A 24,330-nucleotide genomic window follows, 5' to 3' on the forward strand; every position below is an offset into this window, starting at 1 on the left:
TACAACCGCCGGGCGGATCGGGACCAGTTTTGTGCAATCCATCGATCGCCGCCGGTTGGTCCCCTCGACCTGGGTCAACGCAGATCCACCCTGGGGCATCTGTCATCCACCCCATCGCAGCGGGGACGTCCTCGGGGCCTCGTTCGTACGGCTCGGGTGCAAACACACAGGCGGAGCGGATGGCGCAGGGCGTGCAAGAGCATTTGGGGCTTCTCGCCGCTCGGCGACTCGGCCATTCTCGACTCATGGGCATCCTTGCGACGATGAAACCGAAACAGCAATACTTTCGAGCCATTGCCATCGGCCTTGGGGCGCTCGCGGTCGCGGCTTCCACCGCCTTCGCCGGCTGCGTCGAGGCGCCGTCCGGCCTCGCGCCCACCCCCACGGGCGGCGGCACGGGTGGTGGTGGTCCCACGGACGCGGGGCTCGTCGTCACCAGCGGGCGGGATCTTTTCGAGTCCATGCAGGCGGACCTGATGAACGCCTGTGGCCTTTGTCACGACGTCGCCGGGCTCGCGGACACGCCGTTCCTCGCGGGTCCGGATCGTTATCAATCGTTCGCGAGCTGGCCGGGCATCGTCGCGACGGACCCGCAGCACAGCCTCTTGCTCACGTATGCAATGACGGGCAAGGGGCATAGCGGGACGAACCTCGATTCGCCGGCGCTCCAGAACACGCTCTTGCCGAAGGTGAAGGCGTGGCTCGCGCAGGAGGCGAAGAACTTCACGGAGCCGCCGCCGGCGGCGGGCCCGCACATCGATCCGTTCGTGCCCATCATGGGCTTCAATGCGATCTACCTCGGCGCGCTCGGGCCCGAATTCGAGGGCATGGCCGTCACGTTCCAGGCCGACGTGCTCGCGGAGACCACGCTCGAGCTCACGAACATCGAATTGCACCCGACCTCGAAGACGGGCGTGAAGATCGTCCACCCGCTCTGGGTCGTGCACCCGCTCGGCAAGGATCCGAATCCGGATCCGGTCGACAGCTTCTCGAACGTGGACACGATTTTCCAGGCCGGCGAATCCGGTGCGCTCGGCCCCGGCACGCTGATTCTCGTGAACTGGTCGAAGGAAGCGAAGCTCTCGCTCGCGTTCGAGCTCATCGAGAAATACGAGCCGGCGTCGCCGGACGCGGGCGACGGCGGCACGCCCACGGGCGGCTGCAAGGACGTGAACTCGTTCAACACGAACGCGAAGCAGCGCTTCGACATCTGCCTGAATTGCCACGGCGGTGGCAATGGTCAGGCCACATCGTCGGTCGACATGACGACGCTCAACAGCGACCCGGCGAAGGCCTGCGGGCAAATCAAGAATCGTATCAACGTGAACGATCCGCCCTCGAGCCAGCTCTTCGTCGTGACAAACCCCGGCGGGAATGCCGCACACCCGTTCAAATTCGCCGGGCAAGCAGGCGCATTTAATACCTTCCGCGACAACGTATCCTTGTGGATCGCAGCGGAGAAATAAAGAGGACGAAAGGTAGGCGGCCCATGAAGCGGACCAGAATGCTCACCTTGCTCGCCGCGCTCGCGGCGGGCGCGTGCTCAAGCTCGGGGCCCAGTAGCCTCGAGCCGCCGCCGGGAGGCGATACGCCCGGCGGAAACACCGACCCGGCTGGCGGCGGGAACACCCCCGACCCCGAGGCGCCCCCGATCCCGGACAAGACCGTGCTCGACGACCGGGTCACGAGTTATGCGGAGGCCCTGCGCACGGCGTCGCTGAAGCTCGTGCGAAACCTCCCGACGCTCCAGCAGATCAAGAACGTCGAGACCGCGACGGACCAGCGCGCCGCGTACGAGGCCGAAATCGACGCGATGCTCGCCGATCAGCGTTTCACGGCGCGCATGATCAAATGGTGGCGCGATACGATGCGCCAGGGCGGCGGCGCACAGGACAACAAGCCGAGCCGCGATACTGCGCCCGTCTTCGCGACGCGCGTGATGATCGAGGACAAGCCCTACACCGATCTCTTCACGGCCACCACGAACACCTGTCCGACGTACGACGGCGCGACGAACACGTTCACCGACGGCAATTGCGACAACGGCGTCCCCACGCACGCCGGCGTGCTCACGAACCCCGGCGTCATGATGCAGTTCTACGGCAACATGGCGTTCCGGCGCGTGCGCTGGGTGCAGGAGATCTTCGTCTGCACGAAGTTCCCGGCCGAATACGCGGCGCAGCCGACGCAGGTCAACGGCGCCGATTTCACCGGCCCCTGGCCCTTCGAATCGGTCGCGACGGCCCCGATCAATTTCCAGGACACGTCGTCCGTCGTCTGCGCGAACTGCCACGTGACGATCAACCGCGTCGCGCCGCTCTTCGCGAACTTCAACATGAACGGGCAATGGATGAACGACAGCCAGGTCGAGACCCCGACCGTGCCCGATCCGCAGAAGACGGTCCTCTCCCACTGGCTCCGGAATGGCGAGGGCACGGCGTGGCGCTTCGGCCAGCCCGTCGCGGATCTGCCCGCGCTCGGCCAGGCCATGGCCGCGGACAAGGACGTTCAAGATTGCGCCGTGGCGCGCATGTACAATTTCGCGATGTCGAAGGAAGACATCGTCTCCGATCTCGCGACGGTGCCGCCCGAGGTCCTCGCGCCGTTCGTCGATGATTTCCTCGCGAATGGCATGAACCTGAAGAAGACGCTGCGCACGATCCTGCTCAGCGACGACTTCACCAAGTTCTAGGCGCATGCGGAAAGAAAGGAGAGAGACCATGAATCGCATCATCTCGACGTTCCTCCGCGGCGCACCCCTTGCCCTCGTCGCGGGCATCTTCGCGACGGCCTGCGTGCAGGAGCCGCCGTCCGGAAACCTCTCGCGGCCGGCCCCCGTCATCGACGATCCGACCACGGACTTCGAAAACCAGCCCGGCGTCTTCGCGGGCGACGAGGACAACACGCACAGCCACATGGGCGACCTCGGCGATGGCGTGTTCAAGGATCCTTTCGAGGTCCTCGCGCAGCGCCAGGAAGAGGGCCCGCCGGAGGTGCGCACGCGCCTGCATTCGTGCCAGAAGCTGCAAAACACGGCGCTGCAAAACGTGCTCATCTCGCTCGGCGTGAACATCGACGCGACGGCGCAGGTGCCCACCGCGGGCCAGCTCTTCAAGGCCGGCGGCGGCGCGCTCGGCGCGGCGAGCTACGACGCCCGCGTCGGCGAGGCGGTCGTGTGGAGCGCGGCCGGCGCGGCGAAGCTCTTCGACATCTTCGTGCAAGCGGCGCCCGAGATCATCGCGAACCTGCCGAACGTCGACCAATGCAAGGTCAACGGCGTCGGGACCGAGATGTTCGACGCGAACAACCAGTGCAACCGGGACGCCATCGCCTGCATCACGGGTCGCCCCGCGACCGACTCGCACGTCGCGATCTGCAACAAGGTCGTGACGAGCGCCTCCGATGTGGAAAAAGGCAAGCGCATCGCTGTCGGTACGATGATGGCCGCAGCCCATTCGTGCGAGTGAGGAGGAGACCATGGTCGACGACAAGCTCAAGAGCCTCCAAGGCAATGCCCGGCGCAACTTCCTGCGCTGGACCACCGCAATGGGCGCCGTCCTCGCGCTCGATCGCGCGAAGGTGCTCGACGTCATCGCGGACTCGGCCGGCACCGCCATGGCCGACGACGCCTGCGCCGCGACGAACCGCTCGGTCCACCTCGTGGCCGGCGACGGCGGATTCGCGTGGTTCCAGCTCCTCTGGCCCCACACGCAGATCGCGAAGGCGAACAACGACAATTTCGCGTTCCACGCGTTCGGCCAGACCGAGGACGCGCCGGACACGGACAAACCGTTCGTCTACGCGCCCGAATCCCCCTGGCGGAAGCTCGACAAGCGCAAGCGCATCACGGCGTTCATGGCCGGGACGAACCAGACGCACACGCCGACGCCCGGCTCCGCCGCGACGCTCGGCAATGGCGTCAGCATGCTCGCCACGGCCGCCGCCATTCAGCGACAAACCCCGTCGCTCCTGCCCGTCATCGCGATCAACCCGCTGAACTTCGGCGCCGCCCCGGGCGCGCCGCAGGTCGCCACGGTGAACAACGCGGGCGGCATGGTCGATCTCTTCGACAGCGCGGCGTCGCGCGTGACGCTCGCCGTCGAGGAGGACGCGGCGCTCTTCGAGGCCTATTACAAGGCCTTCGTCGGCCTCAATGCGGCCGCCGGCCGGCCGACCTGGTCGCGTCAGCTCCGCGTGGGCAAGACGAGCGCGAACTTCCTCGGGAAAAACCTCTCCGCGCAGCTCGCGCCGACGGCCGACGACCTCACCCGGTACAACATCGGGCAGGGCACGCCGAACCGCCTCGCCGAGATTGGCCGCGCCTTCATCACGACGGCGCGCGCCTTCAAGCTCGGCCTCACGCAAAGCGTGATGATGCCGGCGATGCGCGACGACCCGCACGGGGCGTTCAACGACATGAACAACCTGCGCAATACGGTCGGGCAGCTCGGCAAGATGTTCGACGAGTTCATGAACGACCTCGCCGCCATCCCCGACCCGGTCTGCACGGCGCGCAACCTCGCCGACAACATCGTCATGACGGTGCACGGCGACACGCCGAAGAACCCGCGCGACCGCGGCGGCTGGCCCGACGGCACGCCGAACAATTCGAACTGGCTCTACGTCATGGGCAATGGCTACACGAAGACGGGCTGGTTCGGCGGCGTGCGGGCGGACGGCAGCACGGACGGCTTCGATCCCACGACGGGCGAGAACGTCCCCGGCCAGCAGAGCAATGCGACGAGCGCGGCGGCGGGCGCGGCCGTGGCCTTCGCGGTGGCCAAGGGCGACATGCGCCGGGTGCAGGACTTCTACACCGGTCCGAGCATCAAGGGCATCGTGAACGAGAATCCGGTCTGAGCACGAAGGGGGGTTTTCGGGACAACCCGAAAGCCCCCGTCCCTCCGCTCGCGCCGCTCATTCGGGAAGGCGAAACGACGAAGTCCGAGCCTTCGGGCGGCCCGGCGCGCGGTCGCGCTTGCAGACGACCTCGCCCTTTTCGGTGATGACACAAACCGCCGCGTGGGACATGGCCACGCTCGTGGCCTTCGGCAGGTCGAGGCGCACCGGCGCCTGACCGGTCAGCGCAAGGCGGTGTCGCGTCATGGGAATGACGACGATACACCGCCGCGCGCGGCCGCAGGGCTCGGAATTGCTAGAGCTTGCCCTTGCTCACGAGGTCGTCGAACGCGAGATCGAAATCGTCGCCGAGCAGCTCCGCGCCGACCGCCTTGGCCTGCTTGGGCACGCCCGGGTTCGGCTCCAGCCGGCGAATGCGGTCCTGCACGCCGCCGCGCGGATCCCGGTAGTTCGGCTCGAGCTGGCCGACGCGCTTGAAGTAATAGAGCGCCTGATCCGGGTTTTTCCGGGCCTCGTACGCGTCGGCGAGCTCGTACGCGAGCGCGAGCTCTTGCTCCCGCGTCTTCTGCCGCGCCTCGAGACCGCGCAAGAACGCGTCGATCGCCGCGTCCACGTTGCCGAGCTGCAGGTGGATCATGCCAATGACCGACCTGCACACGCATTCGCGCGAAGGGTCACGCGCCGCGACCTCGAATTCGTGGATCGCGTCCATGAACATGCCCATCTCGCGGTAGGCGACGCCGAGATCGTAATGCGTCGCCGAATCCGCGTCCGAGATCTGCGCCTGGACGCCCTGCTTGAATTCGTCGAAGATCTTCTCGACGTTGACCCCGGGGAACTCGGGCGGCGCCGCTGCGGCCTCGGGCGCGAACTCCAGCTCATTGATCATGTTCTGGATCGACTCGAAGTCGCTGTCGGCCGGGTACTCGCTCTTCTTCGTGAGGATCCCGCTGCCGCCGCCCGGCAGATCCGGCACGTACGACGGGCGCCCCATCTGCTCGAGCTCGGCGCGCTTGTAGAGCAGGAGCGGGTGATTCGGCAGGAGCGCGAGCTGCTCGTCGAGCATGACCCGCGCCTCGTCGATCATGCCCTGGTTCGCGTAGGAATCGATCGCCTCGAGGACGTCCTCGTCGAGGGTATGTCCCGTCGTGCTGCGCGTCGGCGCGGGCGGCTGCGGAGGCGCGTAGGGCTGCGCCGGATATTGCGGCTGCTGCGCGTACGGGTACGGCTGCTGCGCCGACACGCCCGCGAATGGATCGTCGAGCGCGCCGAGCTGGCCCGGCTGCGGCGCGTAGACCGGCTGCTGCGGCTGCGGCGGCTCGACCTGATAGCCGAGCGCGCGCAGCATCTGGATCGCCTCGGGCTGCGAGGGATCCATGAGCCGGACCTCGTCGAGCAGCTCCGCCGCGCGCTTCACGTCGCCCGCGACGCTGAGCTGCTGCGCGAAGATCAGCATCTGCCGGATCGCGCCCTCCTCGTCGCCGGCCTCCTTGAGCACGTCGACGAGCCGCGATCGCAGCTCGTGCGACGTGGGCACCATGGAGACGGCGTCGAGCAGGATCGCGATCGCCGAGGGGTAATCGTACTGGCTGCGGTACGCCTCCGCCCGCTGCAGGTGTTGCCGCGCGAGGAGCGCATCGTTGCCCGGGTGCGGAGGCTGGAGCTCGATCGGCGGGACCGAGGACTCGGGCAGCTCGTCGATGTCGACGTCGTCGTAGACCTCCTGCACGACGATGACCGAGTCGTCCTCGACCTGCTTGCGCACCGGCGCGGGCCGCTGCGCCGCGAGCTGCCGGACCGCGTCGTCGTTCGGCGCGCGCACGAGGAGCGCGTCGACGAGCTCATTGAACTCGTCGTTTTTCTTGGCGTCCTTCGCGAGGCGCGCGGCCTCCTTCAGAACCTCGGTCGCCTTCGGTCCCTGGCCGAGTTTGTCGAACGCCCTCGCCAGGAGGCCGAGCGTCTCGAGGTCCTTCGGGTTTTCCTTGAACGAGATCTGGAGCTTCGCGAGCGCGGTCATCGCGTCGGTTTGCTGCGCGCGCTCCAGGTACATCTTCGCCGCGACCTTGGCGTACTTGCCTTCGGCCTTGATCGAGAGCAGCCGGTCGAGGACCTTCAGCGCGTCGTCGCGCCGGCCCATCTTGACGAGGACCTCCGCGGCCTGCCCGAGCTGCCCGATCGCCGCCGGCGTGTCCTTGATCCTGCTGTACGCCTCGGCGAGGCGCAGGCGCGGCACGGGGTTGTGCGGGTCGAGGTCGACGACCTTCTTCAGCGGCTCGATCGCCTCGCGATCCTTGTTCGCCTTGTGCAGGCGGTTCGCGATGTCGTCGTACGTCGCGGCCGCATCACTCGTCAGGCCGAGCTGCGTGTAGAGCTCCGCGAGGCGCGGCAGGACCCAGCCGAAACGTTCGAGGAGCTTCGGCGCGCGTTTGTCGATGATCTCCAGGATCTGACGGTAGACGCGGATCGCCTTCAGCGGCTCGGGCGGCTTCTGCTCGATGTAGAGCCGCGCCACGATCTCGTACGTCTCGATGGCCTCGGCGTACTGCTCGATCTTGAGGTGGCAGTCGCCGATCTTGAGCAGGACCCGGAGGTCCTTCGGATCTTCGGCGATGAGCTTCTGGAACTCGGCGATCGCTTTGTCCCAGCGCTTTCCCTCGACGAACTTCTGCGCTGCTCGGAGCACCTTGTCGCGATCGACCGCCACGGCGATGGGATTCTCCTCGAGAGAGCGACCCGGGGACGAGCCGACGCGACGCTTCGCGCCACCTCATCCACGATTCATCATCTAACGGAAACACGACCCGCACAAGCACGGTCGCGTGAGAACGGACTATCGAAACGAAAACCGGGCGATCTCAGGTGAGCCGCGATCCCGGTTTTTTCAGTTCGGCAGCTTGAAAATCGCGAAGAAGGCGGCGATGACCGCCGACGCCGCGAGGATCGCCGCCATCATAGCAGTCGGCCCGGCGTCCTGCACAGTTCCCCGCGCGAGCTTCTTCGCCCGGCCGCCGATCACGTGGTGGATCCCGATCACCGCGAGCGCGAAGAGCAGCTTCGCGTGCATCCAGTGGTGCTCGACGAGGTAGTAGTGCGTGTCCATCAACAGCCGCGCCACGCCGGTCACGAACGAAAGCACGAACGCGGGCACGCTGAGCAGCCGGTAGATCCGCTCCCCCACCGCGCCGCGAACCTTCGGGTCCGCGCCGCCCGCCGTGAGAGCGAACGCGACCGCGAGGATCGAGCCGATCCAGACGAGGTTGCCCGACACGTGAAGCCACACGAGGGCGATCTGGGGTCCGTTCATCGTGAAACCGCGTTACCGCGTCGCCCGAGCGACGTCGACTTTTCTGCGCCCACGGTCGCGAGAAACCCCACGCCGAGGCGGGATTTCCGGGGCTTCGGCTCGACCGATCCAGAGGCGCGCTCTACATTGGGTGGCCCATGACCAGAAGCGCTGCCTATCGTGCCCCGTTCGCGCCGGGCGGGGACAACGAGATCGACGCCGACCTGTGCGGTCGCCTGCTCGCCGTCGCCCTCTCCAAGGGCGGCGAGTACGCCGATCTGTTCTTCGAATACCGCGCCGGCGGCGGCTTCTCCTTCGACGAAGGCATCCTGAAGGCCGCCTCGCGCGGCGTGTCCATGGGCGTCGGCGTGCGCGTGCAGCGCGGCGACGCGACGGGCTACGCCTACACCGAGGATCTCTCGTGGGAGTCGATGAAGCGCGCGGCCGAGACCGCCGCGCAGATCGCCACGAGCTCGGGCGGCGTGACGCACGTGCTGCCGAGCTTCCGCGACCTGCCGAACCGCTACGACGTGCCGCTCGTCTCGCTCGACGTGCCCGGCATGGAAAAACGCGCGCTGCTCGAACGAGCGAGCGCCGCCGCCCTCGCCGAAGGTCCGCACATCGTGAAGGCCGAGGCGAGTTTCTCCGAGGAGATCCGCGAGATCCTGCTGGCGACGAGCGACGGCGTCATGGCGCACGACGTGCAGCCGCTCTTCCGCTTCGGCGTGCGCGCGATCGCGGAGCGCGACGGCAAACGGCAGGAAGGATCGAGCGGCGGCGGCGGACGAACCACGCTCGCGGCCTACTTCGCCGACCATTCGCCGGAGATGCACGCCCGCGAGGCCGCGCGGCAAGCGGCGACGATGCTCGACGCCGAGGAGGCGCCGGCCGGCGAGATGAACGTGGTGCTCGCCCCCGGCGACAGCGGCATCCTCTTGCACGAGGCCGTGGGCCACGGGCTCGAAGCCGACTTCAACCGCAAGGGCACGTCGAACTACGCCGGCAAGGTCGGCGAGCCGGTCGCGAGCCCGCTCTGCACCGTGGTCGACGACGCGACGCTCACGTCGTCGCGCGGCGCGATCAACGTCGACGACGAGGGCAACGAGCCCGGCAGGAGCGTGCTCATCGAGAACGGCACGCTCGCCGGCTACATGCACGACCGGCTCTCGGCCAAGCACTACAAGCTGAAGCCCACGGGCAACGGCAGGCGTGAGAGCTTCGGCGCCGCGCCCTTGCCGCGCATGACGAACACGATCCTGCTCGCAGGCCCGCACGATCCGGAGGAGATCGTTCGCACCGTCAAACGCGGCGTCTTCGCCAAGAAGTTCGGCGGCGGCCAGGTCGACATCTCGAACGGCGACTTCGTGTTCTCGTTGACCGAGAGCTACCTGATCGAGGACGGCAAGATCACGCGGCCTTTGAAGGGCGTGAACCTCATCGGAAACGGCCCCGACGTGCTCGGCAAGGTCACGATGCTCGGCACGGACCTCGCGATCTCCGACGGCATCTGGACGTGCGGCAAGGACGGCCAGAGCGTGCCCGTCGGCGTCGGATGCCCGACGATCAAGATCGACAAGATCACCGTGGGCGGCACCAAGATCGGCTGAAGTCTCGGCGCGGCAGGCTCGTGCTTGCCGCGCCGCAGCATGAGCTTTATAGCGACGGCCGATGTCGCGCCGCTCGTCGTTCATCGTCATCGTCGGGCACGGGCCCGAGCTCGAGCGCGAGGAGGGCGCGGCGAGCGTGCTACGCGGCCTCGGCGCCACGGTGCGCACGCTCGACCTGTGGGACGAACCCGCGCCCTGTTTCCAGCGCGAGGAGGACGAGGCGCGGGCGATCCTCGTGGAGACGCCGGAGCGGCCGGACCTCGCGGCGGCGGCGCTCCGGGCGCTGCGACGCGAGCCGCGTCTCGCGGGCGTGCCGGCGATCGCGGCCGTCTCCGTCGCGCAGGTCGCGCGGATGGATCCCGCGAGCGGCTTCGACGATTTCGTCCTCTCGCCGTACGTGCCGGCGGAGCTCTACGCGCGCATCCGCAAGGCCGAGTGGCAAAAGAGCGAGTTTGCCACGGAGGAGCGCGTGAAGGTCGGCGCGCTCCTCGTCGATCGATCGGCGCATGAAGCGTGCATCGACGGTCACAGCGTGCCGCTCACGGCGAAGGAGTTCGCGCTGCTCTCGTATCTCTGCGAGAAGCGCGGCAAGGTCGTGTCGCGCGAGGAGCTGCTCGTGAAGGTCTGGGGCCCGCGGTACGAAGGCGGTCCGCGCACGGTGGACATCCACGTGCGGAGGTTGCGCTCGAAGCTCGGCGTCGCGCTGCCGCTCGTGACGCTGCGAGGCGCGGGCTACAAGCTCGAAGCGCCCGACACGCCGGCCCGGCCCACGACCGAGCTGCGGAGGGCGATGCTCGCATGAAGCGGGTGACGATCGCCGTGAGCGTGGGTTGCCCGAGCGGGATCGGGCCTGAGGTCGCGGTGCACGCGGCGGCGAACGCCGAGGCCGAGGCGCGGTGTGTGCTCGTCGGGGACGCCGAGGCGCTGCGGCGCGCGGCGCACGATGGGAAGATCGCGACGGCGAGGCTGCGCGTCGTGGCGAGCGCGGAGGAGATCCAGGCCCTCGCGCTCGGCGAGATCGGCGTGTGGGGGCCGAGCACGCAGCTCTTCCGGCCCGCGCGGCCCGGCGCGCCGGATCGCGACGCCGGCGCCGCGCAGCTCGCGTGGGTGAACGAGGCGCTCTCGCTCGTGCAAGACGGCACCGCCGCCGCGCTCGTGACCGGGCCGGTGTCGAAGCTCGCGATCGCGACGAGTGGCGCGCGGGGCGCAAAAGGTTTTTCGGGACACACCGAGCACCTCGCGGCGCGGCTCGGGGCGCGCGAGGTGGTGATGGCGTTTCGCGCGGCGAACATCACGACGGCGCTCGTCACGACGCACCTGCCGCTCGCGGAGGTCCCGACGGCCGTGACGCCCGTCGCGGTGGCGACGAGCTGTTACTGGCTCGTGCGGCTGCTTCGATCGCTCGGCACGGAGACGCCGCGCGTGGTCGTCGCGGCGCTGAACCCGCACGCGGGCGAGGGCGGGATGCTCGGGACCGAGGAGGTGACGTGCATCGAGCCGGGGATCGAGCGCGCGCGCGAGCGGCTCTCGGCCGGCGGGTTCTCCGCGGATCTCGTGGGCCCGCTCGGCGCCGAGACCGCGTTCCGCAAGCAAGCGGCGGGGGCCTTCGACGGGGTCGTCGCGATGTACCACGACCAGGCGACGATCCCCTGCAAGCTCGTGGGGTTCGGCGAAGCGGTGAACGTGACGCTCGGCCTGCCCGTGATCCGCACGAGCGTCGATCACGGCACGGGCTACGACATCGCGGGCACGGGCAAGGCCGATCCACGCGGGATGGAGAGCGCCCTCGCGCTCGCGCTCACGCTCGCGAAGGTACGCGGGCCCGCGGCGCTCACCGCGGGCGCGTCATGACGTGCGAAGCCGCTGCATGAGGTGATCGAGCTGGGGCATGTCGAGCCCCTGCTCACGGCCGAGCTCGCGGATGCTGTCGCCCATCGCGAGGTGCTGGCCGTGGAGCTTCGCGCCAAAGTGGCGCTCGACGAAGCGCACGGTCTCGGGGGCGAGGCGGCGCGCGAGGGCCACGCCGGGCTTGAGGGTGTACGGACCGACGAACCGCGTGAGCACGTGCGCCCACGGCGCGACCTTGCCGAGTTTTTTCGCGAGGCCGTCGCACTCCTTGGCGGCCGCGAGCGCGGTGTCGAGCAGGTCCTTGTCGTGGAGCACGCCGTCGATGCCGCGGCCCGCGTCGATCGCCGCGATGAGCGGAAAAAACGAGACCGTGCTGGCGGCGTCGAGCGAGGCGACGTCGCGCTCGAAGCGCGTGGGCAAGCCGCCGTTCGTGAGGCGACGGGCGAGGACCTCGAGCGTGTCGCGGGACATCGAGTGCGCCGGGCCCGAGGCGTCGTCGTCGAGCAGCGTCGAGGCGATGCCGGTCGACCAGTACCGAACGACGCCGCGATCGTCGACGTCGTCGACGTACCCCGCGACGCCGGGCATGGCGCTGACGGCGCGCCGCCCGATCGCCTTCTCCAGCGAGGAGAGCTGCGGCGGCAGGGCGGGCGTGAGCACGACGAGCGGCACGGCGGGGCCCTTGCGCAGCGCCTCGGCGAGCGCGTCGTCCTGGTTCTGGCGGAGCTCGTCGAGCTGATCGAAGCGCACCGCGAGGAGGACGAGCGTCGCGTCGTCGGGGATCTGCTCGATGCGGCGCGGCTCTGCGATGACGTCGCGACGCTTCTCCCCGTTCACCTGCTCGACGACGAACGAGTACGTCTCGGCGAGGCGCGAGGGCCGGACGACGAACGAAACCTGAACGCCCGCCGCGGCGAGGCGTACGCCATAGATGCGCCCGAGCGCGCCTGCTCCGAAGACGATCACGTGCATGGTGAGCGGTTACGTACCGCCGCGCGTGGCGCCTGGGAAGTCGGTCAGAACAGGCGACGCGAGTCGACGAGGATCGTGACGGGTCCGTCGTTCTCGACGAACACGCGCATGTCCGCGCGGAAGCGCCCGGTCTCGACCGGGACGCCACTCTTGCGAGCGGCCTCGACGAAGCGATCGTAGAGCGCCTCGGCGCCCGCGGGCTCCATCGCGCCGTCGAAGCTCGGGCGCAGGCCCCGACGCACGTCGCCGAAGACCGTGAACTGGCTGATGACGAGCAGGCCCCCGCCGACGTCGGCGAGCGCGCGGGTCATCTTGCCGCTCTCGTCGGGAAAGACGCGGAGGCCGAGGACCTTGCTCACCACGTAGTCGAGGTCGGCCTGCGCGTCGCCCTTCTCGGCGCCGACGAACGCGACGAGGCCCTGGCCGATGCGGCCCGTGACCTCGCCGTTCACTTCGACGCGGGCCGAGAGAGCGCGCTGCACGACCGCGCGCATCGCTCGATCAGCCGAGGCCGAGCTCGCGCGTGAGGCGGCTCGTGATCGCGAAGTACGTGCTGCGGTCGTAGGGCTTGTTCAGGATGTGGAAGTCCTTGCGAACGAGCCCGACGCAGCCGAAGCAGTACGTGCACTCGGTGCAGTCGACGGAGCGGACGACGTAGGAGCACTGGGTGCAGCGCTCGCACGCGACGCAGTGGTTGCAGCGCACGAGGTCGCGCGAGCCGCGGCAATGCGTGCTGTCCGAGCAGCGCTGCGAGTCGACGCAGTAGTGGCAACGCGCGAGCGCCTTCGAGTTCTTGCAGAACGTGCAGTCGACGCAGCGCTCGCAGCCTACACACTGCACACAGCGCTCGTTCTCGGTGCGGGACTCGTGGGCCTGGAAGAGCTTGCGCAGCTCGGCCTCGAACTCGGCTTTGTTCATTGGGCGGACTGGTTCTGCGTGTCGGGCCTGCCGCTCACCTGCCTGCGGAGCTGCGCGGCGGCGTCGCGGGTGGACTCGTCTTCGGCAAACTCCTCGATGCGGCGCAGGCGCGACTCGAGCACGGCGCGGCGCTTCGGCAGCTCGCCGACGAGGAGCGACGAGAGCGAGGAGAGCGCCTCACGCACGCGACCCTCGTCGCTGTGCTCGAGGAGCTTCAGGTGCACGTCTTGATCGTCGGGGAAGTTGAAGCCGGCGCCGAGGAACTCGTTCGCGGCCTTCGTGATGTGCGGTCGCCCCTCGGCGCCGAGGAGCTTCGACAGGAGCCGCTGGCGCTCCGTGGCGCGAGGATCGCTCTGCGGAGGCGGCGCGAGCACGATGCGGCCCGGCTTCGGTGTCGAGTCGCGGCCGTTCTTGCCGCTCTTGCCGCCCTCGGGCTCGGGGTCCCGGCGCGGCGCGAAGAGCGCCTCGAGCGCGGCGCGATGCTCCTTCGCGACGCGGCTGTCCTGTTGGGTCGTGTTGTTCCGGCTCGTCGCGCCGGCCTTCGGCGCCCGCGCGAACGGCGCGAGCTCGGGGTTGTGCCAGACCTTGGTCTCGTCTTTCCGCATCCGCCGCATAAATTCGTCCTTGCTGCCGCCGGAGGGAGATGGCTGGGCAGTGCTCGCGGTTCTTGGTCCCGGGACTCATGAGCCCGGAGGCAACGTTCATGCTCGACGTCCGCGCGTCGTTTCGTGCGCGTGCTCCGTGGCACTCGCTCGCTCACGCGCGGGCTCGCCGTGCGGCGCTACCCTTCTGGTTCTCCAAGAACGCTCGTCTGCTTCGAGCCGACCTTTCCCCCGGTGCGGGCCAACTGCGCGGGCGCCTCGGTTGGACTCTGCCCGCCGCCGTCCGAGCGACGGGACGTGCCATGAACGAGGGCGACGTCCGCGCCATCGAGGCGCGCTTGGCGCCGCGATGGGTGCCCCATCTCTACCACAGGGACCTGTGGAAGCCTCAGAAAATTAGGCCCGCGCACCCACCCCATGACACAACGCGAGACACCGGCGTACCCAGCGTCCCCCGCATGGACGGATGGGCGTCGGTGGAGAGCACGACACATGGTCAGCGGTCGTTACGGTCGGATCAGGCGTAGGGTTGCGTCCACGCTCGCGGCGGTGTTGACGCTCGCGGCGCCCTTCGCCTTCGGCGAGGCGTTCGCAGAGGAAGCGGCGGCGCCGAAGGCGGCGGAGCCCGCGAAGGCAGAGGCGCCCGCGAAGACGGAGAAGGCGCCCGAGGAGCCCAAGAAAACCGCCGCTGCGCCGAAGAAACGCAAGAGCCGCCGCAAGGCCCCGCCGAAGCGCATGGTGCAGGCCGAGCCGAAGACGGCCGAGGCCCCGAACAAGGCCGCGTCGACGAAGGCCAAGCCCGAGCCTGCCACGAAGCCCGCCACGCACGACAAGGGCGCGACCACGACCGCGAGCACGAAAACCGCGGCCGCGAAGAAGTCCGACGGCGCGACCACGACCGCGAGCACGAAGACCGCGGCCGCGAAGAAGTCCGACGGCGCGACCACGACCGCGAGTGTGAAGAGCACGGCGCCGGCGGGGAGCACGAAGACCGCGAGCGTGAAGAAGACCGAGGGCGCCGCAGGCGTGTCGCGCTCGAAGAAGGCGTCGACGCGGACGCCGAGCAAGAAGCGCAAGGGCACGAAGAAAGCCGAAGCCGAGACGGATCGCCCACCCTGCTTCGCGCCCGCGATCTCGATCGATCGGAACGGCCTCGAAGGCGAGACGTTCTCGCTCGTCGACTGCAAGGGCAAGGTGCTCGACGAGGCCCGCGAGAAGCTCAGCGTGCTCGCACGGCCCTGGGGCACGCCGCGGCCCGAGCTCCCGAAGGCGAAGAAACCCGAACCGCGCACGGCAAAGCAGGAGAAGCCGGGCTCGGCCAAGGGCAAGGAAGGCAAGGAGAAGGCGGCGACGCCGGCGCTCGCATCCCAGGAGATCGCGCCGAACGTGCGTCTGCTGGATCCGGGGCTCCTGTCGAGGGTCGAGGCGATCGCGAAGCATTTCCCGGGCAAGGGGATCTCGCTCGTGAGCGGCTACCGCCCGAAGAGCCGGGGCAGCTTGCACCAGAGCGCGCGCGCGCTCGACCTGCGCGTCACGGGCGTGTCGAACGAGGAGGTCGTCGCGTTCTGCAAGACGATCGCGGACACCGGCTGCGGCTACTACCCGAACAGCTCGTTCGTCCACGTGGACGTGCGCACGCCGGGGACGGGCTCGGTGACCTGGATCGACGCGTCGGGCCCGGGAGAAACGCCGCGCTACGTGAGCGAGTGGCCGCCGCCGCCCGAGCCCGCGGACGCGCAAGCGACGTCGCCCGTCGCCGCCGTGGACGAGGCGATGGAGCAGCAGGGCAAGGACGCGCCGGCCTCGAAGGAACAACCCGCGGCGAAGGAACAACCGGCGCCGAAGGAACAGTCCGCGGCGAAGGAACAACCCGCGGCGCAGGCGCAGCCGCCCACGAACCCCACGGCGCAGCCGCCGGCGGAAAAGGACGAAGATCCGAAGGAAGCCGACCCCAGGGATCCGGTGCCTCCGCCGAAGAAGACGCAGCCGACCCCGCCCCCCGCAGCGAAGTCACCGACGGCTCGATAACGCCCAGCCGAGGCGCGCGCGCTTCACGGTGTGCTCGTCGGAGCCGCCGGCGCGGTCGCCTCGGACGGGAACCGGAACTGCGCCAGCACGGCGAGTTGGTCCGGCGCGGCGACGGGTTTTCCGCCGAGCGCGCCCGTGACGCACGTCGCATCGACGCCTTCCGTCACGACCTTGCCGATCGTGCCCTTCTCGACGCGAAACCAGATGCCCACGTTCTCGCCGCGCTGCCCGGCTTTCACCATCTCCGGGCAGAGCTCGACCGCCGCGTGCAGGGCTGCGCCGATCACCGGGACGAGCGGCGCGAGGTCGGTCCCTTTGGTCACGGCGACGGCGATTTCATAGTCCGGCACCCCGCGCTTCGTCTCCATCCGAAGGCCGATCGGCTCTCCATACTCGACTTCGGGCTCCCGGGGCTCCGAGCGGCATGCGGAGGAAAGGACGAACAGGAGCGCGAGCCCTACCCACGAGGTTCGGTGTTTCATGCGGAATACGATCCGGGCGTCGCGCCGTCGGCGGCGCCGGGCGCATCCGCACATATCACAGACCCCGGGCGATCAGGCCGAGCGATGTTCGAGGGCGACGCCGGCCGGGGCGGCGAGGACGTCGGCGAAGGCGTGTTCGAACTCGTCGATCAAGGGGTGCGGCGGCAGGCGCACGATGCGCTCGCGCAGCGCGCGGAAGCCGGCGATCTGAGTGTCGCGGCCGCGGCGGAACATGGGCCAGGGGTCGCCGTGGGTGGTCGCGCAGACGACGATCGATTGGAAGTTGTCGATCTTGTCCGCAATGGTGATGGCCTGGGCGTCCCAGGGGTTCTTCGCGAATTGCTCGAGGTAGCGCTGTTTGCGCTCCTCCCAGGCGAACGACTTCGCGGGCTCGGTCACGGCGAGCACGAGATCGGCGACGCGGCGCCCGAAGAGCCGCGTGATGTCCTCGGCCGTCGCGCCGGTGTCCTCGATGGCGTCGTGCAGCGCCCCCGCCGCGATGACCTCTTCGTCGAAGCCATGCTTCGCGAGGAGGACCGCGACGCCGGCCAGATGGCTCACGTACGGCACGTCGACGCCGGGGTACTTGCGCTTCTGTCCCCGATGCCAAACCGCCGCCTGATCGAGCGCGCGCTTGAGGAGGGGCGTCATGCCTGGAATCTAGTGTCCGGAAGGCCATTCGGCGAGCGCCGAGCGCGCGCGTCTCGACAACTTCACGCCGCCGTCAAGCCGGCGCGCCTGCTTCGGGCCGCCTCGACCCAAGGACATGTGCGGGGCCTGCCGCGCCGGGCAAAATCGCCCGGACGGACATGAACACGCTGGAAAACCCGGCGCGCGGGCGAGCTTTGGAGGTACGCCCGTCCTCTCCAGATTCGATTCAAACCCGTAACAAAATGGCCGCGCACGCCTCGCCGGTCGCTCGGCCGATCGCCGTCGCATACAGCGACACCTGCCGCCGATACACGGGCCCCGCCCGGTCGATCTCGCGGTCCGTCTTGAAATCGACCACGGTCCATCCGCTCGGCTCGCGAAACGCGAGGTCGACGATGCCCTCGATCAGCGTCCCGTCCTCGGCCATCAGGCTGAGCGGCGTCTCTCGCCGGCATTCGCCCCGCGCCTCGGCCGCGCGTGCCCTCTCGATCACCGGATGCGCGAGCGCGAGGATCACCGCGCGCACCGCCGCCGCCTCCTCGATCTCCGTCGCGCCGAAGAGCCGCGCCGCGAGCGCCGCCGCCTGCTCCACGACATCGCGGTCGGCCGACAGCGGGACCTGCGCGAGCACCGCATGCACGAGCTCGCCGAAGCGAGCCCCGCCCGGCCGGCCGGCCTCGCGACCGACGTCGAGGATCGGCACGTCGAGGGCAGGTGCTTCGTTCGAGGTCTCGGCTCGCTCCGTGACCGTCTGGACCGCGTAGAGCGGCCGCGCTCCGCGCTCCCGATCGGCCGCACGCTCCCGCGCCCAGCGGCGGTACGTCTCGAGGTCCTCTTCCACGCGGCCGACGGGCGCGTCCTTGCGCAGCATGTCCTCGCGGCGCACGCCGAACGCAGGCTCGCGCGCGAGGTCGAGGCGCGTCACGTCCCACCACACGACGTCGCGGCCGTCGGGCAAACGATATCCGCCCGGACAAACCGTCGCCGGCCCGCGTGACACACCTGTCGGCCGCGACAGGACCGTATCGTCGCCGAACGGCGGACAGCCGGGCGCCGCGTCCTCGGAAGGCGTTGCGCCGGACGGAGGCGCGATCGCGGCGTGGATCGGCCCGATCCACGACTGCTCGGGGAAGCGCGGATCGTCGCCCACGGCCGGCACGACGACGAGGTCGCGCGCGCGCGTCGCGGCCACGTACACGAGCCGCGTGCCTTCGGCCTCGTCGCGCCGCATCTCCAGCGCCTCGTGCTCCACGAGATCCCAGGGCGCGACGCTCCCGAGCCGCAGCGCGCAGAGCGAGCGCGAGGCGTCGACGTAGCGGCTCACCGCTTGCGCGCCGAGGCGCGCGGTGACGTCGGCGAGCACCACGACGGGGAATTCGAGGCCCTTGGCTCGATGCGCCGTCATGATCCGCACGCCGTCGCCGCCCTCTTCGAGGATCGGCGCTTCGGGCGCGCGGCCGCGCTCGGCGTCCTCTTCGAGTTGCTCGACGAACGCGCGGAACGACGTGCCGCCCGATGCTTCGTAGGCGCGCCCGAGCTCGGCGATGTGCAGCACGTTGGCGAGCGCGCGTTCGCCCGAGGGGCGCAGGGCAAACCCCACGCAGGCGCGTGTCGCGTCGCAAAGCTCGGTCACCGTCGTCTCGATCGGCCGCGCGTTTCGACCCTCGGAGAGCCTCGCGAGCAGCGCGAGCGCCGCGGCGATCGGAGCGAGGTGCGGCGGCAGCGGGGCCTCGGGGATCCGTTGGGGGGAAAGCTTCCCGTAGGTGAAACGGTATTCGAGCAGCGCCTCGTCGCCGACGGCGAAGAGCGAGCCCCGCAGCGTCGCGAACACGGCGAGCTCGTCCTCGGGCCGCTCGATCGCGCGCAGCGCCGCGAGCATCGTCTCGACCTCCTCGCGGGCGTAAAACGACTTTCCGCCGACGAGCACGTGCGGGATGCCGCGCGCTTCGAGGGCCTCGACGTAGGCGCGCGTGACGTCCTCGCCGTGGCTCTCGAAGCGACGGAAGACGAGACAAACATGCCGCGCCGCGACGGGGACGAGCTCGCCTGGCTGATCTCGCTCGGTCACCTTCCAGCCGCTCTCGTGCAAGAGCCAATCGAGGTACGCGCCCACCGCGGCAGGCACGCTCTCTTCGACCGCGGCCGAGGTGAGCCGCTGCTTGCCGTACGGCTCGGGCACGGGCACGCACACGATCGACGGCTGCCCCGCGATGGCCTTTCGCGCGGGCCGGAGCGGCACGTACCGCGCGGAGAGCGCCTCGCGATCGCCCACCATCACGGGCGCGAAAGCGGCGTTCACGAGCTTCTGGATCGCGGGCACCGATCGGAAGCTCGTGCTGAGCTCCACGAAGAGCGCGCCGCGCCGGACGAGCAGCTCCTTGACCTCCTCGTACACGGAGAGATCGGCCCTTCGAAACCGGTAGATCGCCTGCTTCGGATCCCCGACGAGGAAGAGCTTTCCGGGCACGGGCTGCACGTCGCGGTAGGCGCGGACGCTCGGATCGTCGGCCGCGAGCAGCATGAGGATCTCGGCCTGGAGCGGGTCCGTGTCCTGGAACTCGTCGACGAAGATGCAGCGATAACGCTCCTGGAACGCGCGGCGCACCTCGCCTTGATCGCGCACGAGGTCGCGCGTGCAGACGAGCAGATCCTCGAAGTCGAGCGCGCCCACCTCGGCCTTGCGCGCCTGGTACGTCGCGACGAGCGCGCCGAGCTCCTCCTGCAAGAGCGCGGCGAGATCCCCGTCGGCCGCGCGCTGAAAGCCTTCGAGCGAGGCCACGAGCGCCGCGTGCGCCGCGAGCAGATCGGCCCGCGTCGTGTGCGCTCCGTAGCGTGATCCCGCGCCGCGGCGCGGGCGCATGAAGTCGCGTTGCCGGCCGAGCGCGCAGAGCTCGGCCTCGATCTCGTCGCGGTCCCAGTGATGTTCGCCCTCGGCGCGCAGGCGCGTGACGAGCGCGCGCGCTGGCTCGGTGTCGCGGTGCAGCGGATCGTTTCCGTGGAGCGCGCCCTCGCTCCCCTCGGCGAAGGCCGACATCTCCGCGAGGATCGCGTCGACGGCGCGGTCCCGATCGAACGCGGGACGCTGCCAGCGCGCGGTGAAATGTCGCCAGGCGATGAGCTCCTGTCCGGCGCGGCGCAGCCGCTCGATCGGCCCGGGGCCGTGCTCGCGCCGCCGCAGGAGCCTGCGAACGCCTTCGGGCGGGCGACCGAGGATCTGCTCGAGCCACCGATGGAACGCCTCGCCGTAGCGTCGATCCGCCTCGGCCTCGGTCATCACGCGGAAGGCCGGATCGACGCCCGCCTCGACGGGACGCTCGCGCAAGAGGTCCGCGCAGAACCCGTGGATCGTGCTGATGCGCGCCTCTTCCAGGTGCGCGAGCGCCCGCTCCAGGTTCGCGCGCTTTTCCTCGTCCGGGGCGAGCCTCCGCGCGCGCTCGATCCCGCTGCGCAGCCGGAGCTTGAGCTCACCGGCCGCCTTCTCGGTGAACGTGACCGCGACGATCTCCTCGATCTCCGCGCGCCCCTCGGCGAGCACGGCGACCATGCGCAGCACGAGCTCGGTCGTCTTGCCCGTGCCGGCCGCGGCCTCGACGATCATCGTGCTGCCGAGCGCGCCGCGGATCAGCGCGCGCGCCTCCGCGTCGGCGAGCCCCTCGCCTTGCAGCGCCTCGAACGCGATCGCGCCCTCGGTCACGGCTCACCTCGGAGCACGCGCAGCCGCGTGAACAGCGCGCCGCCGTCGAGCGAGGTCTCGTCCTTGCGCGCCGCGCGCCTCTCCTCATGCGGCCCGCACACGAGTGTGTAGCCGCACGTGTCACACGCGCCCGGCCTCGGCGCGGGCGGGAAAAACCCTTTGTCGATCGCATCGTCCACGAGCGAAAGGACCTCGATGGCCTTCGCGCGCGCCGCCTCGTCGACCTCGATCACGTGCTCGGCATACCCGCCGCGCGCGGTGCAGAACGACAAACACGCGTCCGTCACCGGCTCCTTCCACACCGCCTCGTACGCGAGGGCGTAGAGCACCGGCTGCAGCACCTCGCCGCCGTCGATCACGAGCCCCGGCCGCGCGAAGTTCGCCCCTGTCTTCACGTCGGTCACGCGCGCGTGCCCCGTCGCCGCGTGCCGCTCCACCACGTCGATCGCGCCGTGCAGCAAGTACTGCGCATTCGACGCTTGGGCCCGGATCACCGCGGCCTCGACCACGCTGCGCGGATCCTCGTGCTCGTGCGGCGGCAGCCCGAACGCGAGATCGTACCGCACCGGCCAGACGAGCCAGCTCTGATCGGCCACGCGCGCGAGCCACGCGTGGAGCTCCACCCGCGCGCGTTCGATCTCGTCGCGGAACACGCTCTCCACCGGCGGCAGCGTACGCTCCTCGTGCTCGCGCGCCGCTGCGTCGAGCCGCTCGTCGAGCACCGCCTCGGCCCGCGACAAACCTTCCGGCCCGAACGGCAAGGCCCCTTCCCGCTCCAGCGCCGCGAGCGTCTCGGCTTGCACGCGGTGAAACAAGACGCCCCGCGAGATCGGATCGAGCCTGTCGGGCGAGCCTCTCCGCTCGCGCGCCGGCAGCCGGTGGATCGCCGCCAGCAAGAACCGATACGGGCACGCCGCGAACTTCTCGAGCGCCGTCACCGCATACGGCCTCGCGTGGAGCCGGCTCGCCGCGAGCACCGCCGCCGTCGCCGCCGTCTTGCGCACGATGCCGTCGTGGTGCGTCACGGGTTTGTCCCAACGCGCCGACCGCGCGCGAAGCGAGCGCGCGAGGTGCGGGTTCAGGTCGAGCAAGTACTGCGCGCGCCCCGCCGCCTCGGCCTCTTCGCCTCCGTGCAGGAGCCGCCCCAGCATCGCGAGATCGTGCTCGGCGTCGTCGATCGCGTCCGCGGGCTCGGCCGGCGCGGGCCACGCGAGCCGCGCGCCCGACGCACTCGCCGCATCTCGCTCCAGCGCGTCGTGGTCGGGCAGCGTCCCCGTCGTCGCGCGCCTGACGTCGAGCCCGTAAAACGAAGGCACGCGCGGCCGCCCCGCCGCCACCTCGACGCGCGGATACGAAAGGTGCACACGCTCCCGCGCGGCACCCACGGACAAACGCAGAAGCAGCCGCTCGTTGCGGCTCCGATCCGCCTGCGTCCGCAGCGCCTTCGAGATCGCTCGCCGGTCGCCGTCGAGCAGGATCGGATCCTCGCGCGGCGCCTCCGGAAAGAGCCGCTCCGCGAGCCCGGGGACGAACACCACAGCGAACGATCGTCCTCGCGCGAGCTCCGGCGTCCCCACGAACACCGCGCCGTACCGCCTCCCCGACGGCGGCGTCACGCGTGACCCGAGCCGACCTTCGAGCACGCGCCGCACCTCGTCGAACGACACCGCCGGCAGCTCCGCCATCGGCGCGAGCTCGCTGAGCGCGGAGAGCACGTCCTCGGGCTGCTCCAGCGCCATCCGCGCGAGCTTGCCGAGCTCCTCGATCCACACGCCCCAGCTCCCATGATCGGGCAGCGACGCGAGCGCCTCGACGAGCGGCAGCGCGAACCGCGTGAGCTCGGAGAGCGCCTCGATCTCGCGCTCCACCGTCTCGATCCGCGGCGAGCTCGGATCCCGCCGCCGGAGCAGCGCGAGCTCGCGTTCGAACGCCTTCCCGAGCGCCGCGAGCCGCTCGGCCCATCGCTCCTTGCGCCCCACGATCGACGCCTTCGTGAGCAGCCGCTCCCACCCGATCGGCGCGGATCGCGCGGGCACACGCGCGCCCTCACGCGCCGCTTGCTCCCGACGCATCCGCTGCGCCGTCGGCTCGCCTTCGAGCAGCGCGCCGAAGAGATCGGCCCGCGGCATCAACGGCCGCGGCGCCGCCTCCGCCGGAGCGTCCTCCTTCGGCATCGGCGCGAGCGACAGGTACTCGGCGAAGCGCCGCGGCGACAGATCCTCGGCGCGACATGCGAGCAGCGCGAGGAACGCGCGCCCCGACGGATCCGGCCGCGCGGCGCCGATCGCGAAGTGCGCCGGGATCTTCGCGCGACGCAGCGCGCTCTCGAGCAGCGCCGCGTACGTGTCGGGCGCGCGCAGGAACACCGCGATGTCGTCGAAGGGCACGCCTCGTCGCGCCTCCGCGAGGATCCGACGCGTGATCTCCACGCACTCGCGCCCCTCGCCCGGCGCCGAGAAAAACGACACGTCCTCGCCCGCCTCCGCGGCCGGCAGCTCCGCGGCGGCGAACAGGTATTGATGCAGCCGCGACAGCGACGCGTGCGACCGCTCGCTCCGATCCGTCACGACCTCCGAAGCCAGCGCCGCGAGCGCATCCACCGCGCGATCATCCCCCGTCGGCGCCGTCGCGAACGCGACCTCCGCCGCGGCCACGAGCTCCGCGACGAACCTCTCTTCGAGCCGCGACGCGATCGGCACGTCGAGCAAGAGCAGCCGCGACGAACGAATCTCGCGCGCCTCGCGCACGGCCGCCGTCGCCGCCGCGAGCACCTCCGCGCGATCGGCGATCCGCGCCCGCTCCCGCTGCTCGTCGTAGCGACGCGCGAGCTCGCGTAGATCGCGGCTCCTCGGATCGTCTCCTCGGATCTCCGCGGGCCCGATGCCCTCCACGCGCAGCTCGCTCAACGTCGCCGCGAGCGTGCCCGCGAAGCTCGGCGTCCGCGCGACCGGCGCGAAATATCCGAGCGCGCCCGCTTCGAGCGCACTCGCCACCGCGCGCGCCACCACTGCCTCCACGCCGAGCGGCGTGGCCGGCGCGAGCCTCCGCCGCGCGAGCTCCGGCCCTGCGAGGCGCGCCGCGAGTTGCCCGAGCGTCAGCCGATGCAGCCCGAAGATCGCGCCTCGCCACGAGCCCACCCGCGCTGCGAGATCGAGCGCGGCCCCGCGGGATGGACCGACCAGGAGCGCGACCGCGTCGGCCCTCCCCTCCCCGAGGAAAACCTCCGCGGCCCGCAGCCGCTCCTCGCTTCGGGGGGACACGAGCAGACGCAGCACGTGCCCGTCATGCCCGGGGACGGCCGCGTTGTCGAGCGTTCCCTTGCATGCCGAGCACGAGCGCTTGCCCGCTCGCTCCTACCGCCGCGTGCTTTCGACGCTCGGGGGCT

At 70.1% G+C, this 24,330-nt stretch carries 19 protein-coding genes; 8 read left to right on the plus strand and 11 right to left on the minus strand.

The genetic code is table 11. From position 1 onward, the window contains the following. The first annotated feature begins 263 nt into the window (after positions 1-263). From QHF85_RS13740 to QHF85_RS13755, 4 genes are read left to right on the plus strand one after another with little or no spacing between them, the layout of a single operon-like run. Entirely contained in the window at positions 264-1,466 is a 1,203-nt protein-coding gene (locus tag QHF85_RS13740) for a hypothetical protein (RefSeq protein ID WP_281327610.1), read from the plus strand. Between the two features lie 23 nt (positions 1,467-1,489). After that, a complete protein-coding gene (locus QHF85_RS13745; RefSeq protein ID WP_281327611.1) occupies positions 1,490-2,692 on the plus strand; it encodes a DUF1549 domain-containing protein in 1,203 nt (400 codons plus the stop codon). 28 nt (positions 2,693-2,720) lie between these two features. Next, a complete protein-coding gene (locus tag QHF85_RS13750) occupies positions 2,721-3,467 on the plus strand; it encodes a hypothetical protein (protein ID WP_281327612.1) in 747 nt (248 codons plus the stop codon). A 10-nt stretch (positions 3,468-3,477) separates the two neighbouring features. Then, positions 3,478-4,860, plus strand: coding sequence for a hypothetical protein (locus QHF85_RS13755; protein WP_281327613.1), 1,383 nt, complete (start codon positions 3,478-3,480; stop codon positions 4,858-4,860). A 57-nt stretch (positions 4,861-4,917) separates the two neighbouring features. On the opposite strand, the gene QHF85_RS13760 is transcribed toward QHF85_RS13755, so the two are convergent. The 3 genes from QHF85_RS13760 to QHF85_RS13770 all read right to left on the minus strand — a co-directional run bounded on the left by QHF85_RS13760 (position 4,918) and on the right by QHF85_RS13770 (position 8,164). After that, positions 4,918-5,106 (minus strand): hypothetical protein, encoded by a 189-nt coding sequence (locus QHF85_RS13760; RefSeq protein WP_281327614.1) that lies wholly within the window; start codon positions 5,104-5,106, stop codon positions 4,918-4,920. Positions 5,107-5,155: 49 nt separating this feature from the next. After that, the gene (locus tag QHF85_RS13765) at positions 5,156-7,564 is read right to left on the minus strand and encodes a tetratricopeptide repeat protein (RefSeq protein WP_281327615.1); all 2,409 of its coding nucleotides are present in this window, start codon (positions 7,562-7,564) and stop codon (positions 5,156-5,158) included. Positions 7,565-7,741: 177 nt separating this feature from the next. Beyond that, on the minus strand, positions 7,742-8,164 hold the full coding sequence (locus QHF85_RS13770; protein ID WP_281327616.1) for a CopD family protein: 423 nt from the start codon (positions 8,162-8,164) through the stop codon (positions 7,742-7,744). 137 nt (positions 8,165-8,301) lie between these two features. Between QHF85_RS13770 and QHF85_RS13775 the strand changes: the two genes are divergently transcribed. The 3 genes from QHF85_RS13775 (at position 8,302) to pdxA (ending at position 11,601) form a co-directional block, all read left to right on the plus strand. Further along, the gene (locus QHF85_RS13775) at positions 8,302-9,750 is read left to right on the plus strand and encodes a metallopeptidase TldD-related protein (RefSeq protein WP_281327617.1); all 1,449 of its coding nucleotides are present in this window, start codon (positions 8,302-8,304) and stop codon (positions 9,748-9,750) included. A 61-nt stretch (positions 9,751-9,811) separates the two neighbouring features. Next, positions 9,812-10,552, plus strand: coding sequence for a response regulator transcription factor (locus tag QHF85_RS13780; protein ID WP_281327618.1), 741 nt, complete (start codon positions 9,812-9,814; stop codon positions 10,550-10,552). Next, a complete protein-coding gene (gene pdxA, locus QHF85_RS13785; protein WP_281327619.1) occupies positions 10,549-11,601 on the plus strand; it encodes a 4-hydroxythreonine-4-phosphate dehydrogenase PdxA in 1,053 nt (350 codons plus the stop codon). Before QHF85_RS13780 ends, pdxA begins: the two co-directional genes overlap by 4 nt. Here the strand turns inward: pdxA and QHF85_RS13790 are convergent. From QHF85_RS13790 to QHF85_RS13805, 4 genes are read right to left on the minus strand one after another with little or no spacing between them, the layout of a single operon-like run. After that, positions 11,596-12,570: a 2-dehydropantoate 2-reductase N-terminal domain-containing protein gene (locus tag QHF85_RS13790; protein ID WP_281327620.1), complete on the minus strand. Its 975-nt coding sequence runs from the start codon at positions 12,568-12,570 to the stop codon at positions 11,596-11,598. The two genes, pdxA and QHF85_RS13790, sit on opposite strands and share 6 nt — an antisense overlap. 44 nt (positions 12,571-12,614) lie before the next feature. Next, positions 12,615-13,064, minus strand: a complete 450-nt coding sequence (gene dtd, locus QHF85_RS13795) for a D-aminoacyl-tRNA deacylase (protein WP_348652736.1) — start codon at positions 13,062-13,064, stop codon at positions 12,615-12,617. A 7-nt stretch (positions 13,065-13,071) separates the two neighbouring features. Next, positions 13,072-13,488: a hypothetical protein gene (locus QHF85_RS13800; RefSeq protein ID WP_281327622.1), complete on the minus strand. Its 417-nt coding sequence runs from the start codon at positions 13,486-13,488 to the stop codon at positions 13,072-13,074. Further along, on the minus strand, positions 13,485-14,093 hold the full coding sequence (locus QHF85_RS13805) for a hypothetical protein (RefSeq protein ID WP_281327623.1): 609 nt from the start codon (positions 14,091-14,093) through the stop codon (positions 13,485-13,487). The genes QHF85_RS13800 and QHF85_RS13805 overlap by 4 nt, the downstream gene beginning before the upstream one ends. A 546-nt stretch (positions 14,094-14,639) precedes the next feature. On the opposite strand from QHF85_RS13805, the gene QHF85_RS13810 reads away from it, so the two are divergent. Next, positions 14,640-16,118 carry a DUF882 domain-containing protein gene (locus tag QHF85_RS13810; RefSeq protein WP_281327624.1) on the plus strand — a complete coding sequence of 493 codons (1,479 nt, stop codon included), beginning with the start codon at positions 14,640-14,642 and terminating at the stop codon, positions 16,116-16,118. 23 nt (positions 16,119-16,141) lie between these two features. Here the strand turns inward: QHF85_RS13810 and QHF85_RS13815 are convergent, their stop codons facing one another. The 4 genes from QHF85_RS13815 to QHF85_RS13830 form a co-directional block, all read right to left on the minus strand. Continuing rightward, positions 16,142-16,600 carry a hypothetical protein gene (locus tag QHF85_RS13815; RefSeq protein ID WP_281327625.1) on the minus strand — a complete coding sequence of 153 codons (459 nt, stop codon included), beginning with the start codon at positions 16,598-16,600 and terminating at the stop codon, positions 16,142-16,144. Positions 16,601-16,672: 72 nt separating this feature from the next. Then, positions 16,673-17,251: an HD domain-containing protein gene (locus QHF85_RS13820; protein ID WP_281327626.1), complete on the minus strand. Its 579-nt coding sequence runs from the start codon at positions 17,249-17,251 to the stop codon at positions 16,673-16,675. Positions 17,252-17,477: 226 nt separating this feature from the next. Next, positions 17,478-20,945 carry a UvrD-helicase domain-containing protein gene (locus tag QHF85_RS13825; protein WP_281327627.1) on the minus strand — a complete coding sequence of 1,156 codons (3,468 nt, stop codon included), beginning with the start codon at positions 20,943-20,945 and terminating at the stop codon, positions 17,478-17,480. Then, a complete protein-coding gene (locus QHF85_RS13830; protein WP_281327628.1) occupies positions 20,942-24,205 on the minus strand; it encodes a PD-(D/E)XK nuclease family protein in 3,264 nt (1,087 codons plus the stop codon). The genes QHF85_RS13825 and QHF85_RS13830 overlap by 4 nt, the downstream gene beginning before the upstream one ends. Positions 24,206-24,330: the final 125 nt, after the last annotated feature.

Origin of the sequence: Polyangium sp. 6x1, from assembly GCF_029946515.1 — a bacterium.
Lineage (GTDB): Bacteria > Myxococcota_A > Polyangia > Polyangiales > Polyangiaceae > Polyangium.

Excerpts from the sequence above, each read along its gene's own strand:
- QHF85_RS13790 (WP_281327620.1), bottom strand. The coding sequence starts at position 12,570 with ATGCACGTGATCGTCTTCGGAGCAGGCGCGCTCGGGCGCATCTATGGC.
- QHF85_RS13760 (WP_281327614.1), bottom strand. The coding sequence starts at position 5,106 with ATGACGCGACACCGCCTTGCGCTGACCGGTCAGGCGCCGGTGCGCCTC.
- QHF85_RS13750 (WP_281327612.1), top strand. The coding sequence starts at position 2,721 with ATGAATCGCATCATCTCGACGTTCCTCCGCGGCGCACCCCTTGCCCTC.
- QHF85_RS13780 (WP_281327618.1), top strand. The coding sequence starts at position 9,812 with ATGTCGCGCCGCTCGTCGTTCATCGTCATCGTCGGGCACGGGCCCGAG.
- QHF85_RS13820 (WP_281327626.1), bottom strand. The coding sequence starts at position 17,251 with ATGACGCCCCTCCTCAAGCGCGCGCTCGATCAGGCGGCGGTTTGGCAT.
- QHF85_RS13775 (WP_281327617.1), top strand. The coding sequence starts at position 8,302 with ATGACCAGAAGCGCTGCCTATCGTGCCCCGTTCGCGCCGGGCGGGGAC.
- QHF85_RS13740 (WP_281327610.1), top strand. The coding sequence starts at position 264 with ATGAAACCGAAACAGCAATACTTTCGAGCCATTGCCATCGGCCTTGGG.
- QHF85_RS13800 (WP_281327622.1), bottom strand. The coding sequence starts at position 13,488 with ATGAACAAAGCCGAGTTCGAGGCCGAGCTGCGCAAGCTCTTCCAGGCC.
- pdxA (WP_281327619.1), top strand. The coding sequence starts at position 10,549 with ATGAAGCGGGTGACGATCGCCGTGAGCGTGGGTTGCCCGAGCGGGATC.
- QHF85_RS13745 (WP_281327611.1), top strand. The coding sequence starts at position 1,490 with ATGAAGCGGACCAGAATGCTCACCTTGCTCGCCGCGCTCGCGGCGGGC.
- QHF85_RS13815 (WP_281327625.1), bottom strand. The coding sequence starts at position 16,600 with ATGAAACACCGAACCTCGTGGGTAGGGCTCGCGCTCCTGTTCGTCCTT.
- QHF85_RS13805 (WP_281327623.1), bottom strand. The coding sequence starts at position 14,093 with ATGCGGAAAGACGAGACCAAGGTCTGGCACAACCCCGAGCTCGCGCCG.
- QHF85_RS13755 (WP_281327613.1), top strand. The coding sequence starts at position 3,478 with ATGGTCGACGACAAGCTCAAGAGCCTCCAAGGCAATGCCCGGCGCAAC.
- dtd (WP_348652736.1), bottom strand. The coding sequence starts at position 13,064 with ATGCGCGCGGTCGTGCAGCGCGCTCTCTCGGCCCGCGTCGAAGTGAAC.
- QHF85_RS13770 (WP_281327616.1), bottom strand. The coding sequence starts at position 8,164 with ATGAACGGACCCCAGATCGCCCTCGTGTGGCTTCACGTGTCGGGCAAC.